The sequence below is a fragment of the Janthinobacterium sp. SUN137 genome, assembly GCF_030587265.1.
Taxonomy (GTDB): domain Bacteria; phylum Pseudomonadota; class Gammaproteobacteria; order Burkholderiales; family Burkholderiaceae_D; genus Janthinobacterium; species Janthinobacterium kumbetense.
In genome coordinates this window covers 183,530-207,147 of sequence record NZ_JAPWHZ010000006.1, presented here as the reverse complement: position 1 = coordinate 207,147, position 23,618 = coordinate 183,530, and the positions used below count along the sequence as shown (strand labels likewise).

At 61.7% G+C, this 23,618-nt stretch carries 20 protein-coding genes; 12 read left to right on the top strand and 8 right to left on the bottom strand.

Going from position 1 to position 23,618, the window contains the following annotated elements:
- Positions 1-109: 109 nt before the first annotated feature.
- The 3 genes from dprA to O3298_RS27545 all read left to right on the top strand — a co-directional run bounded on the left by dprA (position 110) and on the right by O3298_RS27545 (position 4,731).
- Positions 110-1,213, top strand: coding sequence for a DNA-processing protein DprA (gene dprA / locus O3298_RS27555; RefSeq protein WP_289913576.1), 1,104 nt, complete (start codon positions 110-112; stop codon positions 1,211-1,213).
- A 94-nt stretch (positions 1,214-1,307) separates the two neighbouring features.
- Entirely contained in the window at positions 1,308-1,772 is a 465-nt protein-coding gene (locus tag O3298_RS27550) for a DUF494 family protein (RefSeq protein WP_099665525.1), read from the top strand.
- Between the two features lie 292 nt (positions 1,773-2,064).
- Positions 2,065-4,731 carry a DNA topoisomerase III gene (locus O3298_RS27545; RefSeq protein WP_289913577.1) on the top strand — a complete coding sequence of 889 codons (2,667 nt, stop codon included), beginning with the start codon at positions 2,065-2,067 and terminating at the stop codon, positions 4,729-4,731.
- Positions 4,732-4,962: 231 nt separating this feature from the next.
- Here O3298_RS27545 and O3298_RS27540 read toward each other — a convergent pair whose 3' ends face one another.
- From O3298_RS27540 to O3298_RS27530, 3 genes are all read right to left on the bottom strand, one after another.
- Positions 4,963-5,700, bottom strand: a complete 738-nt coding sequence (locus O3298_RS27540) for a hypothetical protein (RefSeq protein WP_289913578.1) — start codon at positions 5,698-5,700, stop codon at positions 4,963-4,965.
- A 74-nt stretch (positions 5,701-5,774) separates the two neighbouring features.
- Entirely contained in the window at positions 5,775-7,199 is a 1,425-nt protein-coding gene (locus O3298_RS27535; RefSeq protein ID WP_289913579.1) for an alkaline phosphatase, read from the bottom strand.
- A gap of 29 nt (positions 7,200-7,228) precedes the next feature.
- Entirely contained in the window at positions 7,229-8,680 is a 1,452-nt protein-coding gene (locus O3298_RS27530; RefSeq protein ID WP_180278627.1) for an alkaline phosphatase, read from the bottom strand.
- Positions 8,681-8,949: 269 nt separating this feature from the next.
- Between O3298_RS27530 and O3298_RS27525 the strand changes: the two genes are divergently transcribed.
- The 4 genes from O3298_RS27525 (at position 8,950) to O3298_RS27510 (ending at position 12,735) form a co-directional block, all read left to right on the top strand.
- The gene (locus tag O3298_RS27525) at positions 8,950-9,819 is read left to right on the top strand and encodes an MBL fold metallo-hydrolase (protein WP_305061046.1); all 870 of its coding nucleotides are present in this window, start codon (positions 8,950-8,952) and stop codon (positions 9,817-9,819) included.
- Positions 9,820-9,967: 148 nt separating this feature from the next.
- Positions 9,968-10,624 (top strand): DsbA family protein, encoded by a 657-nt coding sequence (locus tag O3298_RS27520; RefSeq protein WP_305061045.1) that lies wholly within the window; start codon positions 9,968-9,970, stop codon positions 10,622-10,624.
- A 93-nt stretch (positions 10,625-10,717) separates the two neighbouring features.
- Positions 10,718-12,181 carry a catalase gene (locus O3298_RS27515; protein ID WP_289913582.1) on the top strand — a complete coding sequence of 488 codons (1,464 nt, stop codon included), beginning with the start codon at positions 10,718-10,720 and terminating at the stop codon, positions 12,179-12,181.
- Positions 12,182-12,351: 170 nt separating this feature from the next.
- Positions 12,352-12,735, top strand: coding sequence for a hypothetical protein (locus tag O3298_RS27510; protein WP_251350992.1), 384 nt, complete (start codon positions 12,352-12,354; stop codon positions 12,733-12,735).
- A gap of 53 nt (positions 12,736-12,788) precedes the next feature.
- Here O3298_RS27510 and O3298_RS27505 read toward each other — a convergent pair whose 3' ends face one another.
- The 4 genes from O3298_RS27505 to O3298_RS27490 all read right to left on the bottom strand — a co-directional run bounded on the left by O3298_RS27505 (position 12,789) and on the right by O3298_RS27490 (position 19,454).
- Entirely contained in the window at positions 12,789-16,367 is a 3,579-nt protein-coding gene (locus O3298_RS27505; protein WP_305061044.1) for a M1 family aminopeptidase, read from the bottom strand.
- Between the two features lie 10 nt (positions 16,368-16,377).
- Positions 16,378-17,271 (bottom strand): ABC transporter ATP-binding protein, encoded by an 894-nt coding sequence (locus O3298_RS27500; protein WP_035824559.1) that lies wholly within the window; start codon positions 17,269-17,271, stop codon positions 16,378-16,380.
- A gap of 203 nt (positions 17,272-17,474) precedes the next feature.
- Positions 17,475-18,671 carry an ABC transporter permease gene (locus tag O3298_RS27495; protein WP_077399518.1) on the bottom strand — a complete coding sequence of 399 codons (1,197 nt, stop codon included), beginning with the start codon at positions 18,669-18,671 and terminating at the stop codon, positions 17,475-17,477.
- Positions 18,672-18,674: 3 nt separating this feature from the next.
- The gene (locus tag O3298_RS27490) at positions 18,675-19,454 is read right to left on the bottom strand and encodes an ATP-binding cassette domain-containing protein (protein ID WP_289919697.1); all 780 of its coding nucleotides are present in this window, start codon (positions 19,452-19,454) and stop codon (positions 18,675-18,677) included.
- 148 nt (positions 19,455-19,602) lie between these two features.
- Here O3298_RS27490 and O3298_RS27485 point away from each other — a divergent pair, with 148 nt between their 5' ends.
- Both O3298_RS27485 and coq7 read left to right on the top strand, forming a co-directional pair.
- Complete coding sequence (locus O3298_RS27485) at positions 19,603-20,034, top strand: hypothetical protein (protein ID WP_077399521.1); 432 nt, start codon at positions 19,603-19,605, stop codon at positions 20,032-20,034.
- 85 nt (positions 20,035-20,119) lie between these two features.
- Complete coding sequence (coq7, locus tag O3298_RS27480; RefSeq protein ID WP_035824568.1) at positions 20,120-20,764, top strand: 2-polyprenyl-3-methyl-6-methoxy-1,4-benzoquinone monooxygenase; 645 nt, start codon at positions 20,120-20,122, stop codon at positions 20,762-20,764.
- A 160-nt stretch (positions 20,765-20,924) separates the two neighbouring features.
- Here coq7 and O3298_RS27475 read toward each other — a convergent pair whose 3' ends face one another.
- On the bottom strand, positions 20,925-21,353 hold the full coding sequence (locus O3298_RS27475; protein ID WP_070278278.1) for an OsmC family protein: 429 nt from the start codon (positions 21,351-21,353) through the stop codon (positions 20,925-20,927).
- Positions 21,354-21,578: 225 nt separating this feature from the next.
- Between O3298_RS27475 and rplM the strand changes: the two genes are divergently transcribed.
- The 3 genes from rplM to argC all read left to right on the top strand — a co-directional run bounded on the left by rplM (position 21,579) and on the right by argC (position 23,616).
- Positions 21,579-22,007, top strand: a complete 429-nt coding sequence (rplM, locus tag O3298_RS27470; RefSeq protein WP_010393282.1) for a 50S ribosomal protein L13 — start codon at positions 21,579-21,581, stop codon at positions 22,005-22,007.
- A 9-nt stretch (positions 22,008-22,016) separates the two neighbouring features.
- Complete coding sequence (gene rpsI, locus O3298_RS27465; RefSeq protein WP_010393285.1) at positions 22,017-22,409, top strand: 30S ribosomal protein S9; 393 nt, start codon at positions 22,017-22,019, stop codon at positions 22,407-22,409.
- A 169-nt stretch (positions 22,410-22,578) separates the two neighbouring features.
- Positions 22,579-23,616 (top strand): N-acetyl-gamma-glutamyl-phosphate reductase, encoded by a 1,038-nt coding sequence (gene argC, locus O3298_RS27460; RefSeq protein ID WP_305061042.1) that lies wholly within the window; start codon positions 22,579-22,581, stop codon positions 23,614-23,616.
- Positions 23,617-23,618: the final 2 nt, after the last annotated feature.

The following is a 23,618-nucleotide window of genomic DNA, read 5'->3' as shown; positions in this document are numbered from 1 at the left end:
TGGATGGGGGGCCGTTTTGCACGCGCATTGCACGCATCCTTGCGCGCGTCGGTATCGCGTGCGTGCCATCGCGCTAGCATGGGAGGGCACAGTACACAGCGAGGTGGTCATGCATGCACTTGCAACGACGGCAGACACGGCCACGGAATTGGCGGGCTGGCTGCGCCTGCAGCATCTGCCCGGCGTGGGGCCGGTGGCGGCGCGCGCCTTGCTGGCCCGCTTCGGCTTGCCGCCGGAGATCTTCGCCACACCTTTCGAGACCTTGCGTGAAGCGGTGCCGGCCAGCGTGGCGCGCGCCATCGTGCAGCCGCCCAAGCCCGTGGCCAACAGCCAGCTGGAACTCACCCTGCAGTGGCTGCAGCGGCCCGGCAACGCCGTGCTGACTTTGGCCGATGCCGCGTATCCGCCCCTGCTGCTGGAAATCGCCGATCCGCCGCTGTTGTTATATGTACGGGGGCGGGCGGAACTGCTGTCGCGTCCCGGCGTGGCCATCATCGGCAGCCGCAATGCCAGCGCGCAAGGCATGCAGAATGCGGCCGCTTTCGCGCAAGCGCTGAGCATGGCGGGTCTGACCATCATTTCCGGGCTGGCGCTGGGCATCGATACGCACGCGCACGAGGGCGGCTTGCGCGGCGCGGGCGCTACCGTCGCCGTGATCGGCACGGGCGCCGATCTGGTGTATCCGCGACGTAACCTTGATCTAGCGCAAAGAATTGCCGAACAGGGTTGCATCGTCAGCGAGTACGCGCTGGGCTTGCCCGCCATGCCAGCTAACTTTCCGCGCCGCAACCGCCTGATCAGCGGCCTGGCGCGCGGCGTGCTGGTGATCGAGGCGGCCGCGCAATCGGGTTCATTGATCACGGCGCGTCTGGCCGGCGAGCAGGGGCGCGATGTGTATGCCTTGCCCGGTTCCATCCATGCGACCCTGGCCAAGGGCTGCCATGCATTGATCAAGCAGGGCGCCAAGCTGGTCGAGTCGGCTGATGACGTGCTGCAAGAGTTGCAATGGCTGGGCGGCGTGCCCCAAGTGCCGCCAGCGGTGGAAGACGAAGCGCCGCTGCTGGCCGCGCTGGGCCACGATCCCCTCGATGCGGATACCCTGGCCGCGCGCAGCGGCCTGGCCATGGGCGTGCTGATGGGCGAATTGCTGGCGCTGGAGCTGGCGGGCCGGGTGGAACGCTTGCCGGGAGGACTGTTTCAACGCTGTAAATGACAGCTTGTCACTTGTGTGGCGGCCTTGCCGCACGGGGGCGCTTTGTCGGCGCACACCCTTGTGTCGCAGCGAACTTAGCTGATAGAGTAGAGCCATGTTCGATATCCTGGTGTACCTCTACGAGACTTACTATCGCCCCGATGCCTGCCCCGAGCCGGCAGTCCTGGCGCGCAAACTGTCGGCCGTCGGTTTCGACGACGTGGAGATTTCCGAAGCGCTCGTGTGGCTGACGGACTTGAACGCCATGGCCGGCGTCGAACAAACCCTGACGGCCAGCTCCACGGGCACGCGCTTCTATGTGCAGCAGGAAAGCGACGTGCTGGGCACGGCCGCCGTCGGCTTCATCCAGTTCCTGGAAAGCGCCAAGGTGCTGTCGCCGCTGCAGCGCGAAATCGTCATCGAACGGGCGCTGGCGCTCGACGAGGCACCCGTTTCGCTGGGCAAGCTGAAAGTCATCGTGCTGATGCTGCTGTGGAGCCAGGGCAAGGAACCGGACGCCCTGATGTTCGACGATCTGTTTGTCGACGACGAAGACCTCCCGCCGCGCTTATTGCACTAATATATAGGCGTCGCTGGCGGCCGCTGTCGCTGCCTGCCGACCCTGGCGCCGCTGCCGCGCCATCCCCATTACCATGTGCTGCACCAGCGCGCCCGCCAGCCTGTTGTGTTTGCGCTTGCGCATTCTTGCTTGCAGATAACTTGCCGAATTCTTCAATAGGCGCTTATCATTGGCCGCTTGACAAGACCACAAGTCACAAGGCCTTGCGCAGACAAAAGCGTCGGCGCCTGGCAATGCACTGTATGATGCGCATGCTGAAACTATCCTAGAGCATTTTTCGAGACTAAAAAATATGACAAAAACCCTCATCATCGCCGAGAAGCCTTCTGTCGCGAACGATATCGCGAAGACGCTTGGCGGCTTTACTAAGCACGATGAGTACTTTGAATCGGATGAATACGTCCTGTCGTCGGCGGTCGGCCACTTGCTGGAGATCGCCGTGCCGGAAGAATTCGACGTGAAGCGCGGCAAATGGAGTTTCGCGCACTTGCCGATGATTCCACCGTATTTCGCGCTGAACCCGATCGCCAAGACGGAAGCGCGCCTCAAAGTATTAAACAAGCTGATCAAACGCAAAGACGTCACTACCCTCATCAACGCATGCGATGCGGGGCGCGAAGGCGAGCTGATTTTCCGCCTGATCGCGCAAAACGCGAAAGCCAAGCAACCGGTCAAGCGCCTGTGGCTGCAGTCGATGACGCCGGGCGCCATCCGCGACGGTTTCTCGCACCTGCGCAGCGACGAAGAAATGCTGCCGCTGGCCGATGCGGCCCGCTGCCGTTCGGAAGCCGATTGGTTGATCGGTATCAATGGCACGCGCGCCATGACGGCGTTTAATTCGAAAGAAGGCGGTTTTTATCTGACCACCGTGGGCCGCGTGCAAACGCCGACCCTGTCCATCGTGGTCGAACGCGAAGACAAGATCAAAAAATTCGTGCCGCGCGACTTCTGGGAAGTGCGCGCCGAATTCGTTTGCGCGGCCGGCATCTATGAAGGCCGCTGGCTGGACACGAAGTTCAAGAAGGACGAGAACGACCCCGAGAAGCGCGCCGAGCGCCTGTGGAGCAAGACGGCTGCCGACTCGATCGCCACCGCCTGCCGCGGCCGCCAAGGCAATGTCACGGAAGAATCGAAACCGACCACCTCGATGGCGCCGGGCCTGTTCGACCTGACCAGCCTGCAGCGCGAAGCGAACTCGCGTTTCGGCTTCTCGGCCAAGAATACGCTGGGCTTGGCCCAGGCGCTGTATGAAAAGCACAAGGTCTTGACGTATCCGCGTACCGATTCGCGCCACCTGCCGGAAGACTACATGCCGACCGTGCTGCAGGCGCTGGAAACGGTCAAGGACAACAGCAACTACCACCAGTTCGCCAAGCAGATCATCGACAAGGGTTGGGTCAAGCCGAACAAGCGCATCTTCGACAACACCAAGATCTCGGATCACTTCGCGATCATCCCGACGACGATCGCGCCGAAGAACCTGTCCGAGCCGGAACAGAAGCTGTATGACCTCGTCACGCGCCGCTTCATGGCCGTGTTCTTCCCGCCTGCGGAATTCCAGGTCACCACGCGCTACACGGAAGTGTCCGGCCATCAGTTCAAGACTGAAGGCAAGGTCATGACCAATCCGGGCTGGCTGGCCATCTACGGCAAGGAAGCGTCGACGGACGCCGACAAGGAAAGCAATGGCAACGGCAACCTGGTGCCAGTGGCCAAGGGCGAGAAAGTGCAGACGGAAAGCGTCAACGCCAACGGCCTGGTGACGAAGCCGCCTGCGCGCTTCACGGAGGCGACCTTGCTGTCGGCCATGGAAGGCGCCGGCAAGCTGATCGACGATGACGAGTTGCGCGATGCGATGGCCGGCAAGGGTCTCGGCACCCCGGCGACGCGCGCGGCCACCATCGAGGGCTTGCTGACGGAACGTTACCTGATCCGCGAAGGCCGCGAATTGATTCCGACGGCCAAGGCATCGCAGCTGATGACTCTGCTCAAAGGCCTGGGCGTCAATGAATTGACGGCGCCGGAGCTGACGGGCGAGTGGGAATACAAGCTGTCGCAGATGGAAAAAGGCAAGATTTCGCGCGAAGAATTCATGCGCGAAATCGCGCAGATGACGCAGATCATCGTCAAGCGCGCCAAGGAATACGATAATGACACCATTCCCGGCGACTATGCGACGCTGGAAACGCCATGCCCGAATTGCAGCGGCGTGGTGAAGGAAAACTACCGTCGTTTCGCCTGCACCAAGTGCGAATTCTCGATGAGCAAGACACCGGGTTCGCGCCAGTTCGAAATTGCCGAAGTGGAACAATTGCTGAAGGACCGCACCATTGGCCCGCTGCAAGGCTTCCGCTCGAAGATGGGCCGTCCGTTCGCCGCCATCCTGCGCATCGTGCGCGATGAAGAGATCAAGAATTTCAAGCTGGAATTCGATTTCGGCCAGAACGACGAGAGCGAAGATGGCGAAGGCGTCGATTTCACGGGCCAGACGCCCGTGGGACCGTGCCCCAAGTGCAACGCCGGCGTGTACGAAATGGGCCTGGCCTATGTGTGCGAACACAGCGTGGCCAAGCCGAAGACGTGCGACTTCCGCAGCGGCCGTATCATCTTGCAGCAGGAAATCTTGCCGGAACAAATGGCAAAACTGCTCAACGATGGCAAGACGGACTTGTTGCCAGGCTTTGTTTCGCAGCGTACCCGCCGTCCGTTCAAGGCATTCCTCGTGCGCGGCAAGGATGGCAAGGTGAGCTTCGAGTTTGAAGAGCGCAAGGCCAAGCCGGGCGCCAAGACGAAGGCGGCAGCGGCCGAAGCCGAGGGCGAAGAAGGCGCGGCGCCAGCGAAGAAAACGGCCGTCAAGAAAGCGGCAGCCGTCAAAAAGGCGCCAGCCAAGAAAGCGACGGCCGTGAAAAAGCCGGCCGCCAAGAAGGCGCCGGCGAAGAAGGCGGCAGCGGCGGAGTAATCCGGCGCCCGCCGGTCAGGCAAACAAAAGCCAGGGATTTCCCTGGCTTTTTTTACGTCCCGAGGCTGGCTAAGAGCCTGTCCCAGTAGATGAATACATCCCCCGCTGGCGCGCCTCAGAAGCGGGGACTGCGTTGATCGTCGTCGCGTGGCTCGCCACGCGTCCTCCTCACGCCTTGTCCGCGCTCCTGATGTGCTGCCAGCAGAAGACGCTCCCTACTGGGATAGGCTCTTAGTCCAGGTAGTCCGAATACTCGCGCTGCGCGTAGTTCTGCAAGTTGGCCCACGGCTGCGCCTTGCTGACGGTGGGCTGCAGCTTGACGTCGACGCGGCGATAGAAGGTATTCGCGCGGTCGCCGCTCTCGATGATCAGCGGAATCTGTTTTTGCTCATCCCACAGGATGCGCTGGAACACGCCATTCTTTTCCACTTCGCGCCAGCGCGCGCCCGTCACGTTCGACGCCTGTTTCGACAGCGGCATAGCGGCCACCAGTTTCGGGTCCAGCAGATAAAAACTGTTTTCCCAGGAACCGTCGAAATTGACGTTTTCGTACTCGGCCTTGGGGATGGCGACGACGATCTTGTCATGCGCATCGATGTATTCCACGCGCACGGTGTTCTTTTCCAGCGTCACATGGCGCGGTATCAGCACGGGATTGAAGTGCTTGTGCTCATGCTGCGTGGCCGCGGTCGACGTTTTCAATGCCACTTTCTTGTTTTCACCGTGGCTGTGGCCCGCATGCGCATCGGTCGACGGCGCCAGAACGCGCTCGACCCACACGTGGCCGGGGCGGCGCAGCATCTTTTCTTCGTAGCGGCTTTCGCGCGTCACGCCTTCGGGCGTCAGGACGCGGCTGTAATAGGTGATGCCCAGGTCCAGGTCGGCAGGAGCGGCAGGCGTGGCAGGAGCGGCTTGCGCGCTGGCGGCAAAGCCGGCGGCGAGGAGGACGGCGATCAGGGACGATTTCATGGTGTTGCCTTTACGTGCAGAGGGGCGGAGGGCATACGCCATCCGCCCCGGTGGGGTTACCGTGTTGATGTGGATCAGAAGCCGAAGGCCGCCTTCAGCAGGTCAAACACCTTGGTGTTGTCCAGGGTGCCCTTGAAGGCCTTCGCGCCGGCGCCCGTGGCGAGCAGCTTGACGTCGCCGCCGCCGTGGGTTTCGCTGGCCAGGCGCACGCCTGTTTCTTGCAGGTAGTTGTCTTTCAGGGCCGTGGCGCTGTCGACGTTGCTGCGCAGGGCAGGGCGGTTCGGGCCGTTGCCGAACACCAGGGTGGTGTAGGTATTGCCATCGGCATCCTTGCTCGGCTGGTTATCCTTGTAGCCGCGGTTGATGTCGAGGATGTGGTTGCCGCGCTTGCCGTAGCCGTTGAAGGCCAGGGTGTGGTCATGGTCGGCCGTGACGACGATCAGGGTGTTGGCCAGCGTCGGATCGGTTTCCTTGATCTTGGCGATGGCCGCCTTGATGGCGTCGTCGAAGGCGATGGTGTCCGTCAGCGCGCGCTTGGCGTTGATGCCGTGCAAGGCGTGGTCGATGCGGCCGCCTTCGACCATCAGGAAGTAGCCGTTCGCGTTTTTCGACAGCAAGTCGATGGCTTTCAGCGTCATTTCCGACAGGCTAGGCTGGGTCGCGCCTTCGCCCAGCGGCGGCGTGGCGGTGCGGTCCAGTTCATATTCCAGGTGGCTGCGGGTGCTGTACAGGCCGATGAATTTCTTGCCGCTCTGCGCCGCGGCCATTTCCGCCTTGTTGGCGGCCACGGTGTAGCCCTTGGCGGCAAATTCCGTCAACAGGTTGCGGCCATCGGCGCGGCCATACTTGTTGCTGGCCGACCAAGGCGTAAAGTGGTTGCGGCCGCCACCCATCAGCACGTCGACGCCGTCGCCCAGGGCCGCGTTGTAGCCCGCGCCGCCCGGCACCGTTTGCGCGGCGATCGCGTATTGCGCATTGCGGTTGCAGATGTGCGAGAAAGTCGTCGCCGGCGTGGCGTGCGTCAGTTCCGTGGTGGTGATGGCGCCCACGGCCTTGCCCTTGGCTTTCGCCAATTCCAGGATGGTCGGCGCGCTCTTGCCGCCGGCCGGGCAGTTATCCACGCCCAGGTTGCCGTTGACGTCGCGGCTCGGTTCCTTGGCGATGGTGTCCTGCGCCATCGAGATGACTTCATTGTTCATCTTGACGCCGGTCATGTAGGCGGCCATCGATGGCGCGCTGTCCGTCGTTTGCGCATCGTTCGAGAACGTCTTGATGCGCGCCGTGCGCTCCAGCGTGTCCATCGTCAGGTTACCGTCTTCCTGGTACTGGTAGATGCGCGCTGCCGTCACGACGGACGGGCCCATGCCGTCGCCGAGGAAGAAGATGACGTTCTTGGCGTCGGCGGCGTAGGCGCTGGCGACGCTGGCGGCCACGAGCGTGGTCAGCAAGGAGAGTTTCAGGGCCGATTTCAGTGCGGCGGGTGTCGATGCAAGTTTCATGTGCTTGTCCAATTCTTGTCTCTTGGGGATTACAGACCGCCGGCGGTCTTGACCAGGCCGAATACTTTGGTGTTTTCGATGGTGCCAAGGAAGGTTTCCGAACCCTTGCCGATGGCGCCCAGGAAGACGTCGGTGCCGCCGTGGGTTTCATTGCCGACGGCCGTGCGGATCACTGCTTCCTGGTGGTAATTATTGGCGCTGGTGACGGTTTCATCGAGGCTGGCCATGGCGGCGCGGCTCGATTGCGTGCGGTTTTCGCCATTGCCGAAGCCGATGATCGAATACGGTGCGCCATCCAGGTCTTTCTCGACCGCGCCGGTCACGTAGTTCTTCACTACGCCCAGCACGCCAGGGTTGCCGGCAGCCGTCTTGCCCGTGCGCTTGGCATAGCCGTTCAGCACCAGCGTGTGGTCATGGTCGGCCGTGACGACGATCAGGGTATTGGCCAGGGTCGGATCGGTCAGCTTGGCTTTTTCGATGGCGGCCTTGATGGCGTTGTCGAACGCGACGGTGTCTTGCAGCGCTTTCTTGGCGGTCGTTTCGTGCAGCGCATGGTCGATGCGGCCGCCTTCGACCATCAGGAAGTAACCCTTCTTGTTCTTCGCCAGCACGTCCATGGCCTTGGTGGTCATTTCCGCCAGGCTAGGTTCCTTCGCTGCGTCGCGGTCCAGGTCGTAGCTCATGTGGCTGGACGTGAATACGCCGAACAAACGGTCCGTTTTGGCCGCATCGACGGCCTTGAAGTCGGTGGCGTTGTTGGCGACCGTGTAGCTTTTGGCTTTCAATTCGGCGATCAGGTCGCGGCCGTCGGAACGCTTGCCGCCATCCTTGAATTGCGTGAAGAATTGCGCGCCGCCACCGAGGACCACTTCCAGGCCGGTGGTGCCCAGGGCGCTGTTGTAGCCCGTGCCGCCTGGCACCAGGGCCGCGGCGATATCGTTTTCCAGGTCGCGGTGGCAGATGTGCGAGTAGGTTGCGGCCGGCGTGGCGTGCGTCACGCGCGCCGTGCTGACGACGCCGGCGGCGAAGCCCTTGGCCTTGGCCAGTTCCAGCAAGGTGGTGGCGGGCGTGCCGTTGCCGGTGCCGCATTTGTTGACCAGCTTGTTGTTATTCGCATCCGTGCCCGGATCGATGGCGACCGTGTTGGCCGACATGGAAATGACTTCATTGTTCATCTTGACGCCGGTCATGTAGGCGGCCATCGATGGCGCGCTGTCCGTCACTTGCGCGTCGTTCGAGTACGTTTTCACGAAGGCCGTTTCCGGCAGGGTGTCCATGGTCAGCGCACCCTCTTCACCCACGGAATAGATGCGCGCGGCCGTCATGGTGGTCAGGCCCATGCCATCGCCAAGGAAGAAGATGACGTTTTTCGGCGGCGCTTCAGCCACTGCCTCTTCTTTTTTTGCGTCGCTGCCGCAGGCGGCCAGCATCAGGGTGATGGCGACGCTGCAGCCAGCGACGGAAATTTTTCTGCGTGTCATGTGGTTCATCCGGCTAGGTTTGAAAGAGCTAGCAAGATAACAATCCAATGTGACACCCTCATGACGCTGTGACACATTTTGCGACGGCACTACGCCGCCGCAGTGGCGTGACTTTGGCGCGCGCCGTCGTTGGAAAAATACGCCGTAGCGTGTTCGTCATCGGGTGATTGCATCGATATAAGCAACAAACTATTGCGCTTTACCTAGTTTTTCTACCGCTTTGAGCAACGTAAGATGCAGTCATCCCAATCATCTTGTGAAGGCGCATCATGTTCTCCAAATCCATCAGCAGCGTTCTTGTCTCCACCCTGTTTGCCGCCGGCGCCGCCTCGGCCGCCGCCAGCGCACCCCTGACCCTGGAAGTCTTCAACCCGGGCGAAGCGGCCATCTTTCCCGTCGCTTCCGTGCTGGTCGCGGGCAAGCATGACGCCGTGCTGATCGATGCGCAATTTTCGCGCGCCGAAGCGCAAAAACTGGTGGAAAAGATCCGCGCCAGCGGCAAGAAACTGACGACCGTGTACATCAGCCACAGCGATCCCGATTTTTACTTTGGCCTCGACGTGATCAAGGCTGCGTTCCCGCAGGCGAAAATCGTTGCCACGCCAGAAACCGTCGCGGAAATCCGCCGCAAGGCTGACGCCAAGGTCGCCTACTGGGGCCCGATCCTGAAAGACAATGCGCCGCACGGCATCGTCATCCCCGACGCGCTGAAGGGCAAGCGCATCAGCCTGGAAGGCCAGTCGCTGGACATCGCCGGCCCGACGCCAGCGCGCACCTATGTGTGGATTCCATCGATCAAGGCCGTCGTCGGTGGCGTGGTGCTGTTTGGCAACTTGCACGTGTGGACGGCCGATACGCAAAGCCTGCAATCGCGCCAGGACTGGCTCAAGACCCTGGACGGCATCGCCGCCCTGAAACCCGTCACTGTCGTGCCGGGCCACTTCAAGGTCGGTTCGCCCCTGACGCCGGACAGCATCGGTTTTACGCGTGACTACCTGGTGACGTTCGAAGCGGAAACGGCCAAGGCCGCCAATTCGGCCGCCCTGATCGAGGCGATGAAACAGCATTATCCGAGCCTGGGCCTCGATGGCGCGCTGGAGACCAGCGCGAAGGTCGCCAAAGGCGAAATGAAATGGTAAAAACCTACTGCGCGACGCGATTTCCGGCCTGCGATGCTCACTGCCTCGGCGGCCCCGTGCCTAGCACAGTTGCGCTTCTCAGCCAGAACTAGCGCCGCTCGCTACGGTTTTTTAAGTCATCTGTTTTAGTTTTATAAAGGATAGGGTCATGCCCACACTGCACTACATTTTCGATCCCCTGTGCGGCTGGTGCTACGGCGCCGCGCCGCTGGTCGAGGCGGCACGCGCCGTGCCCGGACTGACGCTGGCCTTTCACGCCGGCGGCATGATGACGGGCAGCAATCGCCGCCAGATCACGCCCGCCTGGCGCGGCTATGTGCTGCCGCATGACCGGCGCATCGAGCAATTGTCTGGCCAGCCCTTCGGCGACGCCTATATCAACGGCTTGCTGAACGACACCACGGCCATGATGGATTCCGAACCGCCGATCACGGCCATCCTGGCGGCCGAATCGCTGGCCGGCAAGGGCCTGGACATGCTGCAGCGCGTGCAGCGCGCCCATTACGTGGACGGCTTGCGCATCGCCGACCTGCCCGTGCTGGTGGCGCTGGCGCAAGAACTGGGCATGGACGGCGCCGCCTTCGAGGCCGCATATGCGCAACAGGCGGGCGCCGCCACGCAGCGGCATATCGACGCCAGCCGCGCCTTGCTGGCGCAGGTGGGCGGCCAGGGCTTTCCTACCTTCGTGCTCGACGATGGCAGCGGCAAGCTGTCCGTAATCGATATCGGCGGCTTCCTGGGCCAGCCGGCGAAACTGCAGGCGCAACTGGGTGGCGTGTGCGATGCACAAGGTTGTGCATTGTAAATATCTATCGATTCGATAAAATCAATTATCTTTTCCTTTGTTGTTGACCTCGTTACACTAGTTCTATTAGTCAACAACGAAGGAAAAGCAGCCATGAGCCAACAGCCGCCATTCAGTACCGCCTCGGGCATCCCCGTCGCCGACAACCAGAATTCCCTCAGCGCCGGCCCCCGTGGCCCCTTGCTGCTGCAAGACTTCCACCTGATCGAAAAACTCCAGCATTTCAACCGCGAGCGCATTCCCGAGCGCGTGGTGCACGCGAAAGGTTCGGGCGCCTACGGCACCTTTACCGTCACGCACGATATTTCGCGCCATACCAAGGCCAAGCTGTTCAGTGAAGTGGGCAAGCAGACGGCCACCTTCGCGCGCTTTTCCACCGTTGGTGGCGAACGCGGCAGCGCCGACACGGAACGCGACCCGCGCGGCTTCGCCGTGCGTTTCTATACGGAAGAGGGCAACTGGGACCTCGTCGGCAACAACACGCCCATGTTCTTCATCAAGGACCCGATCAAGTTCCCCGATTTTGTCCACACGCAAAAGCGCGATCCGCAAAGCAACTTGAAATCGGCGGAAATGATGTTCGATTTCTGGAGCCATGCGCCGGAAAGCTTGCACCAGGTCACCATGCTGTTCTCGGACCGGGGCACGCCGGACGGCTACCGCCACATGGATGGCTTCGGCAGCCACACGTATAGCCTGATCAATGCCGACGGCCAGCGCGTGTATGTGAAATGGCACTTCAAGACGCGCCAGGGCATCAAGAACCTGCCTGCCGCGGAAGCGGGCCGCCTGGCCGGTGCTGACCCCGACTACGCCCAGCGCGACCTGTTCGGCGCCATCGAACGCGGCGATTTTCCCCAGTGGGAAGTCAAGCTGCAGGTGGCGACGCAGGAGCAACTCGATGCATGGGAGCAGCGCACGGGCTGGAACCCGTTCGATTTGACGAAAGTGTGGCCGCATGCGGACTTCCCGCTGCTGCCCGTGGGTATTTTCGAGTTGAACCGTAACCCGGACAATTACCACGCGGAAGTCGAGCAAGCGGCCTTTTCGCCGGCCAACGCCGTGCCCGGCATGGGTTACTCGCCGGACAAGATGCTGCAAGGCCGATTGTTCGCCTACCACGACGCCCAGCTGTACCGGGTCGGCACGAACCACCAGCACTTGCCCGTGAATGCGGCCCGCTGCCCCTTCCACAACCAGCAGCGCGACGGCGGCATGGCGATCAACAATGGCGGCGCGGCGCGCAACTATGCGAACGTGGCGGCGGCAGGCACGCAGCCGCAAGGGCTGGGCCACGGCGAGCCGGCGTTGGACCTGGCCGGCGGCGCGGCGCGCTACGATGGCCGCGGCGTGGAAGATGACTTTACGCAAGCCGGCAATCTGTTCCGCTTGATGTCGGTGCAGGCGAAGCAAAACCTGTTCGACAACCTGGCCGGTCCCTTGAGCCAGGTGCGGCCGGAAACCTTGCAGCGTCAGCTGGGCCACTTCGACCGTGCCGATGCCGCGTATGGCGCCGGCGTGCGGGCCGCCTTGCAGGCGCGCGGCGTGGTGCTGTAATTATGTGTTGCAGGCGGAACAAGCTTGTTCCGCCTGTTGTTGATACAGCACAAATTAGAGGGAGATACCAAATATTGCCGTATGGACATATTTGCCGCCCATGCGTAGACTTGTCGGTCTGATGATCGCGCCGCCTTCCTGGCAGCGTCCTGACTAGAAAGTCTTGTAATATGAATATGGCGAAGCTGTCGGTGCATGGGGACGACCCCACGCTTAAATCCATCCTCGAAGTCTTGCCCACGGATCCCGAACGGCAATGGCGCAAGGGCGAGGCGAAGGGCGCGGGCCGCGTGCATCTCGATTCCGGCTTCGAGGTGCTGATCGCGCAGGCATCCAAATCGCAAGTGTTACCCTCGCGCATACGCAGTTACCTGGCCGAATGCCGCTCGCGCGGCGTCAGCTTCACCATGCCGCGTATCGTTGCTGAACTGCAACTGGAGCTGAATGGCGACGACACGGTCGACTCTCCGCTGGATCTGACCCTGGCCGACATGCAGCACCTGACGGAAATGGGTATCAGCCTGAGCCTGGTGACGCGTTGCGCCGAGGCTTGAGGAGCGCCTGAGAATAAAAAAAATGGCCACCTTTCCAGGGTGGCCATTTTTTGTCATGGTTCGGCGATGTCGACGGTGACCATATTGTCATCGGGCTTGCGGTCGATCAGCTTGTTGTCGGGATCGATGCCCGCCTTGCCGGGACGGCTGCCGACGATGACGGTATAGCTCGCTTCGCGCGCCGTCATGCGCAGGCGTTCGCGCAGCAGCGGATGGCCGTTCGCGTCGTCGACGCCGATTTCGATCCAGTCGTGCAGGGGCGCGTCGTGTTCCTCTCCCTGTTCGCCGGCCGTCAACTTGCTCGCCTGCACTTTCACGGTGACGGCGTACTTGCCGTCGCTGCGTTTCGTGGCCGTGGCCGACAGGGCGCGGTTGTCGAACAACACGATTTTCTCGAACAGGTCGTCGATCAGGTAAGCCTGCTCGGGCGGCGTGACCTGGCGCAAGCCCTGGATCAGGGCCGTCACGCTGGCATACGGCGGGCCTTTCTGGCCATGCGTCTTCAGCAACTCGCGCAGCACGCCGTTGACCTTGTCTTCGCCGATGATGTCTTGCAGCAAGTACATGGCCAGGCTGCCCTTGTTGTAGTGGATGTAGGGCTGGTTTTCATTCTCGGCCAGCGGCAATTCCTTCTTGCGCTCTTCGCTGCGTCCCATCAGGTATTGATTCAGGTCATAGCGCAGGAAGCGGCGCATCTTGGCCGGCCCCGCGGTTTTCTTCATCACCATCAGGGCCGAATATTCGGCCAGGGTTTCGCTGAGCACGGTAGCGCCCCGTGTATTGCCGCCCACCAATTGATGCGCCCACCACTGGTGCGCCACTTCATGCGCCGTCACGTAGAACGGATAATCGATATCCTTGGGATTCTTGTCATCGACCCTGGCGATGAAGCCCAGCCCTTCCGAGTACGGTATCGTGTTCGGGAACGATTGCGCAAACGTGGCGTAGCGGGGGAACTCGACGATGCGCAGGACCTTGTGCTGGTAGGGGCCGAAGTTCTTCGTGTAGTACTCGAGCGCTTCCTTGCTGCCGCGCACGAAGCGATCGAGGTTGTATTCATGGCCAGGGTGGTAATACACGTCGATGGCCACGTCTTGCCAGCGCTCGTGCTTGACGGCGTAGCGGGCCGACTGGAACGCGTAAAAATTCAGGATCGGCTGTTCCATCGTGTAATGGAAGTAATGGCGGCCCTTGGCGATCCAGTCGTTGTCCAGCATGCCCGGCGCGATGGCCGTCTGGCCGTCGACGGTACTGACGGTGGCGTCGAAGTTGATGCGGTCGGCGTCGTTGCTGATGTAATTGTCGGCGAGCCCCCGTGCATCGTCGCGCGGCAAGGCCCGTTCGCGCGCCGGCAAGCCGTGTTTCTTGCGGTCGCGCGGATCCGTCAATTCCTGCTGCGGCTGGTAGCCGATGTGGGGCAGCACGGCATTCGTGAAGAAGGTGCCGTTGGCCACCACGGGCGTGTCCTGGCCCAGGCCGAAGATGCCGCGCGGCGCAAAGCGGACGTCGAAATCGAGGCCCAGGGTGGCGCCCGGCGCCAGCGGCGCGGCCAGGCGGTAGCTGTAAAAGCCCAGCTTGCCGTCATCGAGGCCGGGATGCACGCGCGCGTCAAAACGCAGGCGCATGGTGGAGCTCGGATCTTGCTGCACAAAAATATGGCTGATCGGCAGGCTGGTCTTGTTTTGCAGCACATAGCGGCCCGTGACGGCCAGGGTGCGCTGCGCCGGGTAGATGGCCACGTCGAGTTTCACGTCGGTGATTCTCGGCTGCGGCGTGGCGGCAAACTTGCGGTACTGGCGCTCGACTGTGGCGCGGTCCGCATCGCGCGCGAATTCGGACTTGTAATCGTTGGCCACGTGGTAGACGTAGAACAGCACCGCGCCGGCGCCGACGAAGATCAGGGCGCCGCCGGCAAAGCTGGCCAGCACGCCCTGCGTCAGGCCGTGGCGCGCCAGGCGCAGGCGGATGCGCCAGCTGTCCTGCGCGCCGCGGGGCCAGAACAGCAGCGACAGCACCGTCAGCATGACGGCCGCGCCGCTCCAGTACAGCAAGTACCAGCGTTCGCGCAACAGATAGTGGCCGGCGCCGTTCATGGCCGAATACACGAAGTCCGGCGTGTTGCCGTACAGCAGCAGCGGGTCGCCCAGGCCCAGCGAGGAAAAGCTGATGCTGGCGATGTGGTACAGGATCATGGCGAAATACGCCAAATACTTGTGATTGATCAACACCTGCAAAAAGATGGCCAGCACGGCGATCAGCGCGTAGGACGGCAGGTGCGACAGGAACAGCGATTCCAGGTACAGGCCGGGGTCGAGGCGGTAATAACCCTTGAAGACCTGGATCGACATGCCGCACAGCATGATTACCAGGCTCAGCAAGGCCTGCAGGCCGATCAGCGCAAACAGCTTCGACAGCAGGGGCAGCCAGTTCGGCACGGGCAGGGCGTCGAGCATCAAGTGCGTGCCCGCCTCGCGTTCGCGCCACACCAGCTCGCCCGCATAGAAGGTGGTAATGATCAGCATGAACAGGGCGAACGAGGCGCTGACCATGTCCAGCACCCTTTCCGTCACGGGATACGTATTCGTGCCATAGATGGAGCCCATGTCGAGCGCGCCGCCATACATGGTCAGCACGCCGGCCAGCACGATGACGACAAAATAGATGTTCTTGATGGTTTCGCGCAAGTTCAGCCAGCTCATCTTGAGGAGCAGGGCGGCCAGGTTGCGCTGCGCGAAGTCCGGTGTTTCCTGCGTGGACAGCGAAGCGTTCGACAGGCGCAGCGGGACGTCGCCCTCGCTGCGGCGCTTGCCGGCGCCCGCGTCCGTCGTGGCGTGGAACTGGAAGCGCCAGTAGCCGAGCAGCAATGCCACGAGGGCGAAGCCGGACCAGATGGCGCGGTTCAGCAAATACACGCCTTCCAGGGTCACCAGGCGCGTGTTGCGCTCCGCGTTCGGCCAGTATTCCGTCAGGCGTATCAGCGCCGTGGTGCCGAAGGGGTCGATCAGGGCGGCCAGGGTCTTGTAGTCGAGGTCGCGCGCCAGGGACGGGGCCACCAGGTAGCCGATCAGCATGACTACCGAGCTGATGTAGACGGGCAGCATGCGCCGCGTCAGGGCCGCGATGACGAAGAAAATGGCGCCAAAGATGAACAGGTTCGGCAGCAGGGTAAACACATACGGCATCAGGTAGGCCAGCGCCCGTTGCGGCCCCAGTCGTTCCGGGTCGATGCCGGGCAGCCAGGCGCCCAGCCAGGCACCGATGACGATGCTCGAAAACACGACGGCCAGCACCAGCCAGGCGCCAAGGAAGCGGCCGAACACGTACTGGTATTTCCGGATCGGCGCGCTGAAGAAGAAATGCTGCATGCCGTATTCGAAATCCTGCTGCACCGAGCGGCCCATCATGGCGGCCACCACGACGGCGCCGAAACAGCCCAGCAGGCTGCACGTGAATGCCAGCGAGCGGGGCGCGTTGATCAGGAACTTGCCGCCGAAACTGATGCTCGCTTCCTTGAAGACGCCGCCGGCGGCAGCCATCCACAGCATGGCCAGCGCCAGGAACATGGCGAAATACACCCAGGTGGACAGCAGCTTGAGCCGCTGTCGCGCTTCAAAGCGGGCGATGGCAAACATGGCGCGCCCCTCAGTCGCACTGCGGGGCGACGCGGTGGCGCCCGGCAATGGTGGCGAAATACAGGTCTTCCAGGTCGCCGATGGCTTCCTCGAAGCCGTCGCCCGGGTCGTCGTCGCTGTAGACGTGGATCAAGGTACGGCCCGACAGCAAGCGCGTGGAAATGACGGCGTGGCGCTGCTGGAAGCTGGCCAGCTCTTTCTTCTCGACGAAGCGCGCCCAGATCTTGCAGCTGACTTCGTCGATCAGTTCCTGGGTCTTGCCGCACAGCAGCAAATGGCCCTTGTTGATGATGGCCATGTTGGCGCACAGGTCGGCCACGTCGGACACGATGTGGGTCGACAGGATCACCGTCTTGTCTTCGCCGATGTCGGACAGCAAGTTATGGAAGCGGACTCTTTCCTGCGGGTCGAGGCCGGCCGTCGGCTCGTCGACGATGATCAGTTTCGGGTCGCCCAGCAGGGCTTGCGCGATGCCGAAGCGCTGGCGCATGCCGCCGGAAAAGCTGCCCAGGCGCTGGTGGCGCACGTCGAACAGGTTGGTTTGCTGCAACAGGCCATCGACGACCTCGCGCCGGCGCGCCCGCTGCGACAGGCCTTTCAAGGTGGCGAAGTGGTCGAGCAGCTCATAGGCCGTCACTTTCGGGTACAGGCCGAAGTCCTGCGGCAGGTAGCCGAGCATGCGGCGGATCTCGTCCTTGTCGTCGAGCACGTCGTAGTCGCCGAAGAAAATGGAGCCGGAATCGCATTCCTGCAAGGTGGCCAGGGTGCGCATCAGGGTCGACTTGCCGGCGCCATTCGGGCCCAGCAAGCCAAACATCCCGGGCGGTATCGTCAGCGACACGTTATCCAGCGCCACCACGCCATTCGCGTAGGTCTTCGACAATTTGCGAATCTGCAATTCCATACAACTCCTAACTCATGCGTTGCAGCCCGATGGTGCAGGGCTTCTGTATGCTGGCATTGTATTGAATTTAAGACGTACTGGGCAGTTGCATGCGATACACGGCATTTTCGCGTGACCAGAGTGCAATTGGGCGGGGTGGACGGCGCGCCCGTGTGGGGCTTCCGTGGGGGCCTGTTTCGCCCCGCTGGCGCGCCGCGTGACTATCAATTACGGAATAGCACCGATTCGCGGTTAAACCACCAGCGGCACAGCATCAGCAGGGCGCCCGCGATCACCGTGGTCGAGGCGAGGATCACGCCGAACATGCGGTAATCCATGGTGCCCTTGACCAATTCCTTCATGGCCAGCGACACGTTGGTCAGCGGCACCATGGCCCACATCCAGTTCAGTTCGACGCCGGGCAGCATGGCCGCTACCGTGGGCAGGATGACGAACAGCATCAATGGCGTGATCATGCCGGCCGCTTCCTTGTAGCTTTTCGCGTAGATCGAGATCGACAGCAGCAGCGAGGCAAAGATGGCGGCCGTGGGCACCAGCATCAGGGTCACCATGGCCAGGTCGGGCAAGCCGATGCTGCGCACCATCACGGCCATGTTGCCTTCGAGCGAACTGCCGAAGATGGCCAGCAGGGCGCCCATGCTGCCCACCATCAGCACGGCCGAGGTCATGCCCACCGTAAACAGCACGAGGAACTTGGCCAGCACGATGGCGCTGCGCGGCACGGGTGCCAGCAGCAGGGTTTCCAGGGTGCCCCGCTCCTTTTCGCCGGCGCCCAGGTCGATGGCCGGATACATGGCCGCCGTCAGGCACACCATCAGCAGCAGATAGGGCAGCATGCCGCCGACGATGGCGCCCATCTGCTCGCGCTCGTTGGCCGTCGACTGTTTGTCGAGCACGATGGGGTGCAGGGCAAAGGCCAGCTGGGCCGGGCTCAGGTTCAGGGCCGACAGCGCGCTTTCGCGCAGGCTGGCGTTGTACGCCTCGACGATCTCGCGCACCCGCTGCTGGGTCACGTCGACCGTGCTGGCGCTGTTGTAGTGCAGCACTACCTTCGTTTGCTGCTGTTGCTGCAGCGATGCTTCAAAATGCGGCGGAATGACGACGGCGAACTTGATGGTGTCGTCGCCGATGGCGCGGCGGATGTCGCCCTCGCTGGCCAGCGGCACTTCGCGCAGGTTGTGCTGCTGGGCAAAACGCCCGCTCAAGCCCGGCGAATGGTCCTTGCCGAACAGGGCGTAGCGCATTTCCGCCGTCTTCGCGTTCTTGAACATATTGCTTGAAACATAAGCGAAGCCGCCAAAGATCAGCGGCATGGCAAAGATGGGGATGAGGATGGTGAAGATCAGCGTCTTGCGGTCGCGCGTGAGTTCCAGCAACTCTTTCACATAAATGGTCCACATGGCTCAGGCTCCCTGGTTGATGACGCTGACAAAGGCGTCGTACAGATCGGCACTGCCGCCCAGGTGGCGCAGTTCGCTGACCGTGCCATTGAAGGCGGTGGTGCCGCGGTTGATGATGCAGACGCGGTCGCACAGCTTTTCCACCTCGTGCAGGTGGTGCGTGGAAAAGATCAGCGGCACGCGCAGCGCCTTGTAGCTGGCGATGAAGTCGAGCAAGATCTTGGCCGACATCACGTCCAGGCCCGTCGTCGGTTCGTCGAGGATCACCACCTGCGGTTCGTGCACGACGGTGCGGGCGATCGCGCACTTCTGTTTCATGCCCGTCGACAATTGATCGGCCCGCTTACCGCCGTATTCCTCCATTTGCAGCAGGGAAAACAGTTCGTCGCAACGGCGTTTCAGCTTGTCGGCCGGCATGCCATGCAGGCGGCCGAAATATTCCACGTTCTCGCGCGCCGTCAGGCGGCCATACAAGCCTGTCGAGCCGGACAGGAAGCCGATGCTCTGGCGCGCCACCAGCGGCTGGCGCAGCACGTCGACGCCGTTGACGAGGGCGCTGCCCGCGTCCGCCTGCAAGGCCGTCGACAGCAGGCGCAGGGTGGTGGTCTTGCCGGCGCCATTCGGGCCCAGCAGGCCCAGCACTTCGCCGGGGGCGCAGCTGAAACTGACGTCGCGCACGGCGTGAAACCAGCCCTCGTGTTCGCGCGGATCGCTGACGTGCACGGCCTTGCCCTTGTGGGGCGGCATGCGGAAACGTTTTGCCAGGTGCTTGACCTCAATCATGTGCTTCATCCATTTAACGGTGAAGAATGAGAGTAGCATGCAAAAAATGTAACTTGCAAGGTGGAAATATCGTTTGGTCTATTGAAAAAAACAGCATCTTCATGCAAGCTGGCCCGGTGGGCGCCGGCGGACGGCGCGGGAGAGCGCAATGCAAACGATCGATCAGGCGATGCAGGACAAGGTACTGGCCGTGGCGCGCGCCGGCATGACCAGTGCCGAAGCCATCGGTTTCTTCCGCGTCAGCCTGGGGCTGTACTACCTGGCGGGCCTGATGACGGAGGAAACCCTCGATTTCAAGCAGATCGACGCGAAGTACAACCGTTTTATCTACCACTCGATCGGTGGCGGGCACAGCATCGCCAGCGTGCTGCAATTCATGAGCGGCGAGAAAGTCTTGCGCGTGCTGCAAGCGGAGCGTTTTCGCGCCGCGTTTGCCGAACATTGCCCGGACATCCCCGTCGACAGCATTTCCTTCCTGATTTCACTGAACCTGGGCGTGGCGAAAAGCCTGTCCGGCCTGGACGCCGTCGGCCCCGTGGTGGACTGGATCGAGCGGGAAAAAGCGCGCACAAGTCAATAAAGCCCCGTTCACCCTGCGCGCGGCGTGGGTACGGCTGGCCCTGATCGTCCTATAATCCATGTTTTCCCTTACATGAATAGCCACGATGACCGCGAACCGCCACTTTGACCCCCTGGATCGTTTGATTGTTGGCGCCGACAAGGCCTTGCGCGTCATGGCGGGCGTGGCTTCGGCCTCGCGCCCCACGCCGGCCGCGCATGCGCCCGATGCGGAACTGAGCCCGGCCGAACAGCGTCACAGCGCCGGCTTGATGCGCGTCAACCATGTGGGCGAAGTGTGCGCGCAAGCCCTGTACAACTCGCAGGCGCGCTATGCGCACAGCCCGGCCATCCGCGCCCAGTTCGACGAAGCGGGACGCGAAGAGGAAGACCATCTGGCCTGGACGGCGCAGCGCCTGACGGAGCTGGGCTCGCGTCTGAGCCTGCTCAATCCCCTGTGGTATGCGGGTTCGTTTGCGCTGGGCACCATCGCCGCGCGCATGGGCGACGGCCGCAGCCTGGGTTTCGTGGTGGAAACGGAACGCCAGGTGGAAGCGCACCTGGCCAGCCACTTGCAGGAATTGCCGCCGCAGGACGCCAAGTCGCGCGCCATTGTGAAACAGATGGCCATCGACGAAGTGGAACACGGCGCCGCTGCCCAGCGACTGGGCGCCATCGACACTCCGGCGCCCGTGAAGGCGTTGATGGGCATCATGGGGAAAGTGATGACGAAAACCGCGTATTACATTTAAAACAAAGGCGCTCCGAAGAGCGCCTTTTTTATCCATATCTGAGCCGTGAAACGCCTGACAAAACCGTAGGGAGCGGAAGGGAGAGGTGGTCGAGAAGCGCAACCGTGCTGGAGCACGGTGAGCATCGCAGGCCGCCTATGCCGACGCGCAGTAGGTTTGGTCAGGCGCTTTCTTCGATGATCTCGAAGGAATGTGTAATCTCCGCCGTCTTGGCCAGCATGATCGACGCCGAGCAATATTTATCATGCGACAAGGCCACGGCCCGTTCGACTGCCGTGGGTTTCAGGGCCTTGCCGCGCACGGTGAAGTGGAAGTGGATCTTGGTAAATACTTTCGGATCGGTGTCGGCGCGGTCGGCCTTCAGGGTCACTTCGCAGCCGCTCACGGCTTCGCGGCCCCGTTTCAGGATCAGCACCACGTCATAGGCGGTGCAGCCGCCCGTGCCCAGCAAGACCATTTCCATGGGGCGTGGCGCCAGGTTGTGGCCGCCGCCATCGGGCGCGCCATCCATGGTCACCAGGTGGCCGGAACCCGTTTCTGCCCGAAAACTCATGCCCGACGGGCCATTCCAGCTGACTTTGCATTCCATCGTACTCTCCGAAAATTGTAAGCGTTTTGTATTGTAATAGAGGAATGCCCATCCATGTGCCGCCCGCCGGGCCGCAGCCGGCCTCGATTGCAGCTTGACGCGGCAAGGCAAAGCCGCTTATACTTGTCGGCTTTCCGTTCGCTCAGGAAAAGTAAATAAGGCAGAGTCCGCATAGCAGCATCGGCGGAACCACCATTTGAGCGTGTAATCTATTAGGAAGTCAACATGAAAACATTTTCCGCTAAAGGACATGAAGTCCAGCGCGATTGGTTCGTGGTTGACGCGACGGACAAAGTCCTCGGACGTGTTGCCAGCGAAGTGGCACTCCGACTGCGCGGCAAACACAAACCAGAATTTACTCCTCACGTCGATACCGGCGACTTCATCGTCGTCATCAACGCAGGCAAACTGCGTGTGACCGGTACCAAAGCTACTGAGAAAATTTACTACCGTCACTCTGGCTATCCAGGCGGCATCTACGAAACCAACTTCCAGAAAATGCAACAGCGTTTTCCAGGTCGCGCGCTTGAGAAAGCGGTCAAAGGCATGCTGCCTAAAGGCCCACTCGGCTACGCAATGATCAAGAAGCTGAAAGTGTACGCGGAAGGTTCCCATCCGCACGCTGCTCAGCAACCTAAAGCACTTGTTCTCTAAGGAACTGACATGATCGGTAATTACAATTATGGAACCGGCCGTCGCAAAAGTGCAGTGGCTCGGGTTTTTATCAAAGTTGGCACAGGCTTGATCGTTGTTAACGGCAAACCAGCAAACGAATACTTTTCGCGCGAAACGGGTCTGATGGTCATCCGTCAACCACTGGAACTGACCGGCAATGTCGAGCGTTTCGACATCAAAGTCAACGTCCATGGCGGCGGTGAGTCGGGCCAGGCTGGTGCAGTTCGTCACGGCATCACCCGCGCTCTGATCGACTACGATGCAGCGTTGAAACCGGAACTGGCGAAAGCCGGCTTCGTGACCCGCGATGCACGTGAAGTCGAGCGTAAAAAAGTTGGTCTGCGCAAAGCACGTCGCGCAAAGCAATTCTCGAAGCGTTAATTTCTACGCTACAGCACCTTCCGGGGTGCTGGTCGAAAAGCCGCTGGACTTCGGTCCCGCGGCTTTTTTGCATTTCAGCGTGACTCGGCGTTGCGCTGTAAAATACGCGGAAATCCCGTGGGGACTGTCTCCCCTCCATCTCTATGCACTCTATACACAAGGAAAGAACATGATCAAAGTTGGCATCGTCGGCGGCACTGGATACACGGGCGTGGAATTGCTGCGCTTGCTCGCTACCCATCCAGATGTCGAGTTGACGGCGATTACTTCGCGCAAGGAAGATGGCTTGCCCGTTGCTGACATGTATCCTTCCCTGCGTGGCCACGTGAAACTGGCGTTTTCCTCGCCCGACAAAGCCAATCTGGAGCAGTGCGACGTGGTCTTCTTTGCCACCCCGCACGGTGTTGCGATGGCGCAAGCTCCAGCCCTGCTGGCCGCCGGCGTGAGAGTCATCGACCTGGCCGCCGACTTCCGCCTGAAAGACCAGGCCAAGTTCGAGCAGTGGTACAAGATTCCCCACACGGCACCGGAGCTGATCGAACAGGCCGTGTACGGCTTGCCGGAACTGAACCGCGAAGACATCAAGCAAGCGAAGCTGATCGCCAACCCCGGTTGCTACCCGACCACCATGCAGCTGGGCTTTTACCCGCTGCTCAAGGCGGGCCTGGTCAACGCGGGCGGCTTGATCGCCGACTGCAAGTCGGGCGTGTCCGGCGCCGGCCGCAAGGCGGAAATCGGCATCCTGTTCTCGGAGGCAAGCGACAGCTTCAAGGCCTACGGCGTGGCCGGCCACCGCCACCTGCCGGAAACGACGGCGCAATTGCAGCGTTTCACGGACGAGAAAGTGGCGCTGACCTTCACGCCGCACCTGGTACCGATGATCCGCGGCATGCATTCCACCCTGTACGCGCAGTTGAACAAGGATGTCAGCAATGAAGAATTGCAATCATTGTTCGAAGAGCAATACAAGGATGAGCCTTTCGTCGACGTGATGCCGTTCGGCTCGCACCCGGAAACCCGCTCCACGCGCGGCTCGAACATGCTGCGCCTGGCCTTGCACCGTCCTGAAGGCGGCAATACCGTCGTCGTCCTGGTGGTGCAGGACAACCTGGTCAAGGGTGCAGCGGGCCAGGCCGTGCAATGCATGAACTTGATGTTTGGCCTGAAAGAAACGGCCGGTTTGCAACATATCGCCGTGATGCCTTAAAT

What these genes read in the sequence shown, in the direction of transcription:
- dprA (WP_289913576.1), top strand. Translation starts at nt 110, where the DNA reads ATGCATGCACTTGCAACGACGGCAGACACGGCCACGGAATTGGCGGGC.
- O3298_RS27550 (WP_099665525.1), top strand. Translation starts at nt 1,308, where the DNA reads ATGTTCGATATCCTGGTGTACCTCTACGAGACTTACTATCGCCCCGAT.
- O3298_RS27545 (WP_289913577.1), top strand. Translation starts at nt 2,065, where the DNA reads ATGACAAAAACCCTCATCATCGCCGAGAAGCCTTCTGTCGCGAACGAT.
- O3298_RS27540 (WP_289913578.1), bottom strand. Translation starts at nt 5,700, where the DNA reads ATGAAATCGTCCCTGATCGCCGTCCTCCTCGCCGCCGGCTTTGCCGCC.
- O3298_RS27535 (WP_289913579.1), bottom strand. Translation starts at nt 7,199, where the DNA reads ATGAAACTTGCATCGACACCCGCCGCACTGAAATCGGCCCTGAAACTC.
- O3298_RS27530 (WP_180278627.1), bottom strand. Translation starts at nt 8,680, where the DNA reads ATGACACGCAGAAAAATTTCCGTCGCTGGCTGCAGCGTCGCCATCACC.
- O3298_RS27525 (WP_305061046.1), top strand. Translation starts at nt 8,950, where the DNA reads ATGTTCTCCAAATCCATCAGCAGCGTTCTTGTCTCCACCCTGTTTGCC.
- O3298_RS27520 (WP_305061045.1), top strand. Translation starts at nt 9,968, where the DNA reads ATGCCCACACTGCACTACATTTTCGATCCCCTGTGCGGCTGGTGCTAC.
- O3298_RS27515 (WP_289913582.1), top strand. Translation starts at nt 10,718, where the DNA reads ATGAGCCAACAGCCGCCATTCAGTACCGCCTCGGGCATCCCCGTCGCC.
- O3298_RS27510 (WP_251350992.1), top strand. Translation starts at nt 12,352, where the DNA reads ATGAATATGGCGAAGCTGTCGGTGCATGGGGACGACCCCACGCTTAAA.
- O3298_RS27505 (WP_305061044.1), bottom strand. Translation starts at nt 16,367, where the DNA reads ATGTTTGCCATCGCCCGCTTTGAAGCGCGACAGCGGCTCAAGCTGCTG.
- O3298_RS27500 (WP_035824559.1), bottom strand. Translation starts at nt 17,271, where the DNA reads ATGGAATTGCAGATTCGCAAATTGTCGAAGACCTACGCGAATGGCGTG.
- O3298_RS27495 (WP_077399518.1), bottom strand. Translation starts at nt 18,671, where the DNA reads ATGTGGACCATTTATGTGAAAGAGTTGCTGGAACTCACGCGCGACCGC.
- O3298_RS27490 (WP_289919697.1), bottom strand. Translation starts at nt 19,454, where the DNA reads ATGATTGAGGTCAAGCACCTGGCAAAACGTTTCCGCATGCCGCCCCAC.
- O3298_RS27485 (WP_077399521.1), top strand. Translation starts at nt 19,603, where the DNA reads ATGCAAACGATCGATCAGGCGATGCAGGACAAGGTACTGGCCGTGGCG.
- coq7 (WP_035824568.1), top strand. Translation starts at nt 20,120, where the DNA reads ATGACCGCGAACCGCCACTTTGACCCCCTGGATCGTTTGATTGTTGGC.
- O3298_RS27475 (WP_070278278.1), bottom strand. Translation starts at nt 21,353, where the DNA reads ATGGAATGCAAAGTCAGCTGGAATGGCCCGTCGGGCATGAGTTTTCGG.
- rplM (WP_010393282.1), top strand. Translation starts at nt 21,579, where the DNA reads ATGAAAACATTTTCCGCTAAAGGACATGAAGTCCAGCGCGATTGGTTC.
- rpsI (WP_010393285.1), top strand. Translation starts at nt 22,017, where the DNA reads ATGATCGGTAATTACAATTATGGAACCGGCCGTCGCAAAAGTGCAGTG.
- argC (WP_305061042.1), top strand. Translation starts at nt 22,579, where the DNA reads ATGATCAAAGTTGGCATCGTCGGCGGCACTGGATACACGGGCGTGGAA.